Source organism: Paraburkholderia jirisanensis (assembly GCF_054782355.1).
The window spans coordinates 165,332-174,654 of sequence record NZ_BAAGSQ010000004.1 but is presented as its reverse complement, the minus strand read 5'-3'; the positions used below and the strand labels follow the sequence as shown (position 1 = coordinate 174,654).

Below are 9,323 nucleotides of genomic sequence, written 5' to 3'. Positions count from 1 at the left end.
ATCAATCGCGTCGACGAACTTACGCCTTGGCGCGTTGCTGATCAGCTCCGCGTAGACCGATAGCTCCAACGTCGCGTCAAGACGTCACCGGCTACACGCTTACGTTGCTGCGAACCTGTCCGCATTTTTGTGGGCGAGGCGGTTAAAGGAATCGTTAGCCGCGCGCCTGCGTGAATCGATCGCCAAACAGGATAGCAAACTGGTTCATGGCTGACCTCCAGTCAAAGGCTGAGCGCACGTTTTTGGCCAGCACGTTACGCAGCGCCAGCCAGAGCAGCTTGATTGCAGCTTCGTCATTCGGGAAGTGACCGCGGGTCTTGATGATCTTGCGCAACTGCATGTTCAGACTTTCAATGGCATTCGTGGTGTAGACGACCCGCCGGATCTCGGGCGGAAACACGAAGAACGGTGTGACGTGCTCCCACGCGCGCTGCCAGGACTGCACGACAGTCGGGTATTTCGCGCCCCAGGGGCCGTCAGCAAAGGCCTGCAGAGCCTGCTTTGCCGCCTCTTCGCTGGCAGCCGCGTAGATAGGACGCAGCGCCTGCGCGACAGCCTTGTGGTCCTTCCAGCCGGCGTATTCCAGGCTATTACGGATCAGATGCACGATACAGGTTTGTACCGCCGTCTTCGGGTAAGCCGCGCCGATCGCGTCGGCCAGCCCCTTCAGGCCGTCAACGACCGCAATCAGGATGTCCTGGCAGCCGCGGGTCTTGAGTTCGTTGAACACCTTGAGCCAGAACTTCGCGCCTTCAGTCTGCTCGATCCACAGGCCCAGCACATCGCGCTGACCATTCGCCTGAATGCCCAGAGCCAGATACACCGCCTTGTCGCTGACCACGCCGTCGTCGCGGATCTTGACGCGCAGTGCGTCGAAGAACACCACCGGATACATCGTCTCGAGCGGACGGTTCTGCCAGCCCAGGGCTTCGGCCATCACCTCGTCGGTGACCGAACTGATGAAGTCAGGCGATACCTCCGTGCCGTAGCTTTCTGCAAGGAACGCCTGAATCTCGCGCACGCTCATGCCACGCCCGTCCCGCAGGGACTAGCTTCGCGTCGTAAATCGCGATGATGCGTTCGTCAAAGCCGGTGAAGCGGCGTTCGTGTTTGGGAATCAGGATCGGCTCGAAGCTGCCGTCGCGGTCACGCGGCACCTCGACGCGCACAGCGCCACGATCGGTGATGACCGTCTTGCCGCTGGCGCCATTGCGCTCGTTGAACTGTCCAGCTGGTTTGGACTCGCCCGGTGGATACCCCAGATGCAGATTCATCTCCGCGCCCATCGCACGTTCGATGATCGCCTTGTTGAACGCCAGCATCAGATCCTGCACCTCGGCCGGTGTCATCGGCCCTTTAACCAGTTCGTCCAGCAGTGCCTTGGGCAGTTCAGGCAGCGGCCCTCGCGCCGCTGCCTGAGACGCCACCGTGCGTTTCTTCTTCATTGGCATATCCATGACTTTTACCTCTCATGATATGCCTCGCCCACAAAATGACGGATAGGTCCTCGTCTCACAAGGACCCCGGCCGCCGATTGACAATCAAGTGGGAGTGATTCAAGACCGTTCGGGGACTATCGTCAGCCATCAAAAAACTCTCCCGGTTCCTCGACGACACGTCGATTGCCGGGAGTGCGCGAACCCAAAGCATGCCGGGTAACAACGGGATCGCGAATCAGATCTGGCCGATTGTCATCGGCAGGAGCAACTGGCTGTTCCGCGGGCAGCCAGCTCGCAGGCCAGCCGGATTGAGGAACTGCGGCCATACCGCTGCCAGCCCACCGACACCATCCAGGCTCACTTGCGACTGCCGCCCTTGTGACCTTGGCGCAGCAGAGCAACGTTCTGGTCAATCTGATTCTGGATCGCGCGCAACGTGTCTCGAGTAATGACCCCGGGGTAAAGATTGTCGGCGATGCCTGCAAACTGGCTGGCCACGTCGCAAATGCCGTCAATGATTCTGCTGGTGGCTTCCGGTGGCATCTCAGCTTCCTCACCAAGCCGAAGCATGTCTGCGCGGGAAATCGCCAGTGCCTCGCCCATCACGTCCATCTGGTGGTACCCATGGGGTCCCTCGCAGAAGGTCACGTCGTAAGCAGGGGCCAGCTTCCACTTGCCATCTCGCGACATGAGATAGGCGAAGTTCTTGGGGTGATCGTCTCTGTTGTTGAACGCGACATTGAAGACGGCGCGCTCGTAGGCCAGCGCCATCTGTCGCACATCGTTTGTACAGATCTGCGTCGCGCGCAAGAAATTGACGTAGTCCAACACCCCTGGAGATTGGTAATCGGCGCCTGTAAAGGCTGCGAGGCTTTGCATCGGCACCCGCAGGCCATCCTTGCGGTCAAAGCGCTTGCTGGCAAACGCCGCCAATCCATTGGGAAGATCGAAATACTGCGTGTCGGGCGCCTCGATGCCGCACAAGCGCAGGCAGTGGGCGTAGACCATTTCGATAGCGCACACCTCGGCATGCTCTTCTCTGGCCGGGAACTTCACCAACCAGGCTTCAAACCCCGGTGTTACGGCGGTGGTAAATCCGCCGGTTCGGGGATCGCGATAGACCAGGGCCTTCGGTCTGGCGCCCTGGGGCGAGCCACCTACCAGCAGCAAGGTTTGCAGGAACTCGCCACCTTCGCCGTGGAGCACGTTCTGCACTTCTGCGGCAAGCTGCTCCAGCGGAATATGCACGTCTGGTTCATGCCCTTCGGGCGCCACCGGCTCGAACGTCATGGCACCCATTGCATTGTTACCAACGTAGGTCAGCCGCTCCAGTGGGCCGATGCGCGCCGTAGTGAGACCGCGCCGCCTGAACATGCGATCCATCAGCAACATGCCCCAACCGTCAGGCAACGAGTCGTAGACAGGGCCTGGCAGGTCCAGTTGGTGAGGCGGAAAGTTGCGGCGCAACTGGGGCCCCTCCAACGGGAGCTTGTAAGAGGACAGTTCAAGGCCTCTTTGCCTCGCGTCATTGCTGTACTCGAACACGACCTGTGGACGACCAGTGAGGGCGGTCGTCGACACCAGCGTGCCCCATTGCCGCCGTTCGCCCCAGCCCTCGTAGTAGACGTTCACCTGCTCAGGCATTGCCGGGCTTCCTCTTTATACGATGACGATTGGCGCTGCTTTCATAGCGGCGAATGTCCTCGATGCTGTCCAGCTTCGGCAGGAACAGATCTTCGAGCTCCTTGGTTCTACCAAGAGCCATCGCCACGCGAACTACGTTTTCAAACCCGACATTGCGTCCGGCTTCAAGGTTGGACACGGTATTGGTGCCGATGCCGGCACGCCCGGCCAGGTCGGCTTGCGTCATCTGCTGCGCCAGCCGCTCCGTGCGTAGACGTTCGCAAAGTCGCTTGACGATCTCACTCGGTTTGCTGAAGCTTAAATCCAACATATTGTGTACCGATATCGATTTATGCCAGTTAACACCCTAAATTATAGAATTACCCTCAGTTTCGATCAAGGCGAATAATTCCATAATTTTGTGTCTTATATAAGAAATATTGAAATAAGACACGTTTTATTGGATTTATATTGGGTCGAATCATGCGACAGATTCACCGGCCCCGGACCCCCATCTCCCGGCCGCGCCAGCAAGCCAAACCAAGATCCCCCGAAAAAATACAAGGTATTACAACGCCGCGCTTTGTTACGGTATATTTCATGCAACAAGCATCTCTTCCAGAAAAATCGTGCGGGGACAAGGCGGATGAAAGCATTGAAGGTGTTGCACAGCGAATCGTCTAAAGGATGGGGGGGCCAGGAAGTTCGAACTCTGAAGGAGATGTTGGCACTGCGTGAACGCGGGCACACCGTGGAACTCGTTTGCCCTCACGATGCGCGGATCGGCGTGCGCTCTGCCGAATCGGGTTTCAAGGTGCACCACGCACGAATGCGCGGCGCAGCCGATGTCCGCTCGGCAATGACTATCCAGGCATTGTTGCGGCGCCACTCGTTCGACGTGCTCAATACACATAGCGGTCACGACAGCCTCGTCGCAGGCTCCGCCGCGCGCCTCGTGCGTACGCCGCTAGTGGTAAGAACCCGCCATCTCGCGCTACCCATCAGTTCGCTCGCCACCTACAGCTGGATCCCTCATCGCGTGATCGCGGTAAGCCAATACGTGCGGCGATACCTGATCTCCGCCGGCGTGGCAGCCGAGCGTATCGAGACAATCTACGACGGCATCGTCAAGCCCGAACCCATCCTGAAATCGACGCTGCGCGCGGAACTCGGGCTCGCTGCAGATGCGGTGCTTTGCTGCATGGTCGCGATCATGCGCGACAAGAAGGGGCACGAAGACCTGATTTCTGCCGCACAACCGCTGCTGGCGGCGCGCCCAAACCTGCACATCGTGATGGCAGGCAACGGTGACCGTTTTGAGCGGATCCAAAGTATCGTCAACGGTCTCGCGCTTCGAAAGCGTATCCATTTGCTCGGGTTTCGTACCGATATTCCGAATGTGCTGCGAGGCTGCGACCTGTTCGTGCTGCCCACGCATCAGGAAGCGCTCGGCCAGTCGTATATCGAGGCGATGGCGGCACGGCTGCCGGTGATCGGTACCGACGTCGACGGCGTGCCCGAACTGATCAAACACAATGTGAATGGCTTGCTGGTACCGCCGAAGAATCCTGACGCGTTGCGCGCAGCGCTCGTGCAACTGATCGACGATCCGGAACTGCGCACCCGTCTGGGTGAGGCGGGCCACCGCATCACCGAAGGCCAGTTCGGTATCGACGATATGGCGGACGAAACCATCGACTTCTATCGGCGCGGCCTGTGCCGTCGGGAGTATCAGGCATGACCGGCAGTGCGCGCGCTGTGCCCGTGCTGATGTATCACCATATCAGTAGCTCGCCGGGCATGATTACGGTCTCGCCGGAACATTTCGCGGCACAGATGGCACATATCGCGAATGCCGGCTATCGGACACTCGGCTCACGGCAACTCGCTGCCTTCCTCGCTGGAAATCCTGTGCCCGAGAAGTCTGTCATCCTGACTTTCGACGACGGCTATCTCGACAACTGGGTCCACGCACATCCCGTGTTGCAACGGCATGGATTGACGGCACTATGCTTTCTGGTAAGCGCGTGGCCGTGCGAGGGTGGCGTGCGGCCCAATGCCCATACTGCGTCGAATGCCGCGGCGTTGCCGCGCCTGCTCAATCATCGCGAAGGCGAGCTTGCCATCGACGACGGCCGCGCGGATGAAGCAATCCTGCGCTGGTCGGAAATCGACGCGATGCGTGCAGCAGGGACGTTCGAATTTCACAGCCATACGCATACTCATAGACGTTGGGATCAGATCGCGCAAAGTCGCGACGAGAAACGCACGCGTTTGCGCGACGACCTGAGCGCCGCTCGTCAGACGTTCCAGGCACGCCTGGGCGGCGATTCGGATCATCTGTGCTGGCCGCAGGGCTACTACGATGACGACTACCGCGAAGTCGCGCTCGATGCCGGTTTCCGCCATTTCTATACTTGCCATCCGGGCACCAACAAAAGCGCTGAAGCGCGTGCCGGCGAGGCGGAGCACTCGATCAACCGGCTCGAAGTACGCGACCGGCCGGCGGCCTGGCTTGCCCGGCGTCTGTGGATTCATTCGCGACCTGCACTGAGCCGGACCTACCTGCGCATCAAGGGCCGGGCATAAGTGGCCCGCCGCGACGCGCGAGTCCGGCCTAGCCGTCCGTGAGCACCTTCAGCGCCAGAGGATTGGCCGGCGAGGTCTTCACCGAGCCAATCGCAACGGCCGAGTAGTTTGCGCCGGCGGAAACCGCCAGCGTTGCCTGTATCGCCGTGTTCGCCGTTCCTGTCGCATTCACCTGGACGTTGTAGCTACCGGCGGGCAGCGTCAGATAGCTGCTGATTGCGCCGAAACTCACGTTGGAAAGCACCACCGAACCGTTCACCAGAATATCGACAGGCCCGGCATCGGGTGCCGCATGGATCACGCGAACCCGTGCTTGCCCAGCTGGCGCGGCGGATGTTTCGTCTGTGGCTAGCAGCGCTTGAATGTTTGCCACAAAATTCGCCGCTATTGCCGTGTATGCGCCACCGCTGGCCAGATTCGGCTTCACGTCGATGACCGTCGTCGTGGTGCCGGTGGCGTTGACCTTGATCTCATGTGCGCCGGCGGCAACGGTCAGATACGCAGACGCAGTCGGATAGGGCACATTGGAAAGAACCTTGCTGCCATCGACATACACATCCACGTTGGGCGCGTCTGGAGAGGCATGGAGCACGCGCACGCGCGCGGGTGATGAATTGTTATCGCTGCCACCGCCGCATGCGGCGACGAGTGCACTTGCCAGAACCACGCACAGTATGCCGAGAACGCTTCGCATCGCAGCCTCCCTGTTGTTGCACATAGCCCGCAGCCAGGCGGCAGCAGCGCTTCCAGCGACAATCAATCCGGTGTTTTCACGACCTTGCGATCAGCATAGAAGCCGGGAAGTTGGACGGAAAGCGGCAATCTGCGTCAAAACCGAGACAGCGATGCGAGTCGTTCTACGGCAACAGCGATCGTATCTGGACCGCGACTCTGATAAACCAGTACGAGGCCATCCATTCGCTCTTTTGGCAGACGATTGATCTGCACCGGTTGTTGCAGATAAGCGCTTCATTTCCGGTGCGGCAGTACTTAGACTTGTATCTCGGCACCTTGTGGGACAAGCGAAAATGAAACCGCCTCGCGCACCATCCGATCCCGTGCCGCGCTACCGTATCGGGGCGGTTGCGCAACTTGCTAACGTGCCCGTCGGGACATTGCGGGTGTGGGAGCGGCGCTATGGCGTCGTGTCGCCACCCAAATCCGCGTCGGGACACCGGTTTTACAGCGAGGCGGATATTCATCGTGTCGCGCTACTGAAGAACCTGGTCGATCGGGGGCACGCGATCGGATCGATCGCGAGGCTCGATGCGCAGCAGCTCGAGAGACTCGCGTTGATGCACATCGACAAGTCATCCGCTGCGCGTGTGCCGCGAACGCACACCGATTTGCAGATCGTGGTGGTCGGCGCAGCGCTGGCCGGGATGGTGCGAAAGAGTCTGTCGACCTTAAAGCGAGACCCTGAGATCGTGCCAACGGTGTTCGACAACATGACCGACGCATTCGCGAGTCATCTCGTGCACCGCGCCGATCTGCTGATGCTGCATCTTCCGTCGCTTCACCCTGACGACATCGGCCGCGTGCTTGCACTAAGCGCTGCTTGTCATGCTGCGAAGGTAGCGGTGGTTTACGCATTCTCCACGGAGCGCACAGTCGAGCATCTCAGACAGGCTGGCGTGCATACGTTGCGGGAACCACTCAGCTGGTCCGACACCTGGCGCGTGGTGCTAGAGCTCCTCGACGCGCCACCCGATGACCTCACAGTCGATGAACCCGATTACCGTCCACCGGCACCGCGGCGCTATGCAGACGACGTTCTGACGACCATGGCTAATGCATCGGTGACCATTGCGTGTGAATGTCCGCGGCATCTGGCCGACATCATCATGCAGCTGTCGGCGTTCGAGCGTTACAGCAATGAATGCATGGCGCGCACGCCCGCCGACGCATTCCTGCATGGCTATCTTGCGAACGTGTCCGGCCGGGCCAGAGAGATGTTCGAACTCGCGCTCGCACGCCTCGAGCGGGAGGAGCGATGGATTGCGAACCGGGGGTAGGTTGCGGTTGATGGCCCATTCTGACCTAGCGCCCTTAGCAGGTGCGTAATTGAATTTGAGCAAAATGATCGATTTCTAATCGTTTTTGCGCACTCATAATTCGATTGATGCGGCTCGCCGGTACACGTAATCGTTTTTGTTCGACATCACAAGCACGCTGCCCAGGCTAATTACGGCTTCAGCTTCTCACTCAACTCCCGCGCCCGCGCCAGCGCATCGCTGATCGCATCTAGCACCCGCGCCCGCGAATCCTCATCCGTCTGCCGCAACGCAAACGAAGGATGGTAAGTCGCGATCACCCACATGCCATCCACTTCAAACGGCGCATCGACATAATCGCGCAGGCTCACCGTCTGATGCAGTAACGCCCCCAACGCCGTCGCGCCCAGCACGACGACGACGCGCGGCCGCACGCGCTGCAACTCGTGTTCGAGCCAGTATCCGCAAGCATCGACCTCGCGCTGGTTCGGCGTCTTGTGCATGCGTCTTTTGCCGCGCAGCGTCCATTTGAAATGCTTGACCGCGTTGGTCAGGTAGACCTCGGCCCGCGGCAGCGCGGCCCGCGTCAGCGCGACCTCGAGCAACTGTCCGGCTGGTCCGACGAACGGCTTGCCCGCAAGGTCTTCCTGATCGCCGGGCTGCTCGCCGATCAGCATGATGCGAGCATCCGCGGGGCCACGGCCGGCGACGGCTTGTGTCGCGTGCTGCCAGAGTTCGCAGCGCCGGCACGCGTCCAGCGACGTGGGCTCATCGCGCTGCGGCTGCGCATCCCCGGCTTCGACCGACACGACCTTGCCGCCCAACGCGCCGACTCCGCTTGCCTGCGCGATACGCTGTGCGCCGCTCTTCGCTTCGCTGATCATTGCCGGAATCAGCTGGCCCTCGGGCAAGCCCTTCCAGAAACGCACCGGCATATGTTGTTCGAGCGCAGTTTCGTTGAGCCGCGCCGGATTGAACGTGCTGCGATAGTACGCAAGCCATAGAGACTCGGCTTCGTCCGCCGTATCGGGCCGATGGTCGACGGACCACGCACGGCGCTGCGTCAGATGCACCGCGCGGCCATTCCAGAACGCCGCGCCGCGCGGCGTTGTGATCAGCCATGTCAGGCGGCCCATGCGCCGCGCGAAGTGCTGGACGCTCCATGCGAGCACATCGTGCTCGGGCTCGTACCACGACACGAACTCGGGTGCGTCTGCGCTGGATTCGCCGGCCTTGGCCTGGTACGGACTGAAGCGAACATAGGCGATCATGTCGTGTTTGTCGCGGCGCACGGTCTTGGCCATCCGGTACAGACGCATGCCGTCTCCGTCGGCAGCCGAGGTTACTGCGCGGTCGCCGTGCTGCCAGCGCCACAACACCTTGTACAGAAACGCCCAGCGCTGCGGATCGCGAAACAGCGCGGCGTCTTTCAGCTGCTCGGCGAGGTCGCGCGAGATCCGCACATTGATGCCTACAGGGGCCGCTTGCTGTGGATCACGCACAGTTAGCGCACCTTCGCCATAGTCGAGCACCGCTTGTTCATAAGAAGCGGAAGCCGGCGCTTCGATGCGCCACTCGATCGTCTCGGGCGCGAGATTATCCGCGAGTGCCTGCAGGGCGGCAGCGCGCCATGCTTGATAACTGTCCTCGATGACGAAGATCGACATGGTGCTGCACC

7 protein-coding genes and 2 pseudogenes are annotated in these 9,323 nt (G+C 60.6%); 4 read left to right on the top strand and 5 right to left on the bottom strand.

Annotated features, from left to right (window positions below; genetic code table 11):
• Positions 1-154 precede the first annotated feature (154 nt).
• The 3 genes and pseudogenes from ACYVNQ_RS03315 to ACYVNQ_RS03305 all read right to left on the bottom strand — a co-directional run bounded on the left by ACYVNQ_RS03315 (position 155) and on the right by ACYVNQ_RS03305 (position 3,393).
• Positions 155-1,451, bottom strand: a pseudogene (locus ACYVNQ_RS03315) (IS256 family transposase).
• Positions 1,452-1,796: 345 nt separating this feature from the next.
• The gene (locus ACYVNQ_RS03310) at positions 1,797-3,083 is read right to left on the bottom strand and encodes a type II toxin-antitoxin system HipA family toxin (protein ID WP_460900835.1); all 1,287 of its coding nucleotides are present in this window, start codon (positions 3,081-3,083) and stop codon (positions 1,797-1,799) included.
• On the bottom strand, positions 3,076-3,393 hold the full coding sequence (locus ACYVNQ_RS03305; protein ID WP_460900834.1) for a helix-turn-helix transcriptional regulator: 318 nt from the start codon (positions 3,391-3,393) through the stop codon (positions 3,076-3,078). Before ACYVNQ_RS03305 ends, ACYVNQ_RS03310 begins: the two co-directional genes overlap by 8 nt.
• Positions 3,394-3,708: 315 nt before the next feature.
• On the opposite strand from ACYVNQ_RS03305, the gene ACYVNQ_RS03300 reads away from it, so the two are divergent.
• Together ACYVNQ_RS03300 and ACYVNQ_RS03295 are read left to right on the top strand one after the other, a co-directional pair.
• Complete coding sequence (locus ACYVNQ_RS03300) at positions 3,709-4,803, top strand: glycosyltransferase family 4 protein (protein ID WP_460900843.1); 1,095 nt, start codon at positions 3,709-3,711, stop codon at positions 4,801-4,803.
• The gene (locus ACYVNQ_RS03295) at positions 4,800-5,651 is read left to right on the top strand and encodes a polysaccharide deacetylase family protein (RefSeq protein WP_460900833.1); all 852 of its coding nucleotides are present in this window, start codon (positions 4,800-4,802) and stop codon (positions 5,649-5,651) included. Before ACYVNQ_RS03300 ends, ACYVNQ_RS03295 begins: the two co-directional genes overlap by 4 nt.
• Before the next feature lie 28 nt (positions 5,652-5,679).
• Here the strand turns inward: ACYVNQ_RS03295 and ACYVNQ_RS03290 are convergent, their stop codons facing one another.
• A complete protein-coding gene (locus ACYVNQ_RS03290) occupies positions 5,680-6,411 on the bottom strand; it encodes a DUF4397 domain-containing protein (protein ID WP_460900832.1) in 732 nt (243 codons plus the stop codon).
• A 268-nt stretch (positions 6,412-6,679) separates the two neighbouring features.
• Here ACYVNQ_RS03290 and ACYVNQ_RS03285 point away from each other — a divergent pair.
• Positions 6,680-6,907 (top strand): annotated as a pseudogene (locus ACYVNQ_RS03285) (MerR family transcriptional regulator); the annotation flags it as partial.
• A 36-nt stretch (positions 6,908-6,943) separates the two neighbouring features.
• Positions 6,944-7,666, top strand: coding sequence for a MerR family transcriptional regulator (locus ACYVNQ_RS03280; RefSeq protein WP_460900844.1), 723 nt, complete (start codon positions 6,944-6,946; stop codon positions 7,664-7,666).
• 170 nt (positions 7,667-7,836) lie between these two features.
• On the opposite strand, the gene ACYVNQ_RS03275 is transcribed toward ACYVNQ_RS03280, so the two are convergent.
• Complete coding sequence (locus tag ACYVNQ_RS03275) at positions 7,837-9,312, bottom strand: UdgX family uracil-DNA binding protein (RefSeq protein ID WP_460900831.1); 1,476 nt, start codon at positions 9,310-9,312, stop codon at positions 7,837-7,839.
• Positions 9,313-9,323 lie beyond the last annotated feature (11 nt).

What these genes read in the sequence shown, in the direction of transcription:
- ACYVNQ_RS03300 (WP_460900843.1), top strand. Translation starts at nt 3,709, where the DNA reads ATGAAAGCATTGAAGGTGTTGCACAGCGAATCGTCTAAAGGATGGGGG.
- ACYVNQ_RS03295 (WP_460900833.1), top strand. Translation starts at nt 4,800, where the DNA reads ATGACCGGCAGTGCGCGCGCTGTGCCCGTGCTGATGTATCACCATATC.
- ACYVNQ_RS03310 (WP_460900835.1), bottom strand. Translation starts at nt 3,083, where the DNA reads ATGCCTGAGCAGGTGAACGTCTACTACGAGGGCTGGGGCGAACGGCGG.
- ACYVNQ_RS03305 (WP_460900834.1), bottom strand. Translation starts at nt 3,393, where the DNA reads ATGTTGGATTTAAGCTTCAGCAAACCGAGTGAGATCGTCAAGCGACTT.
- ACYVNQ_RS03275 (WP_460900831.1), bottom strand. Translation starts at nt 9,312, where the DNA reads ATGTCGATCTTCGTCATCGAGGACAGTTATCAAGCATGGCGCGCTGCC.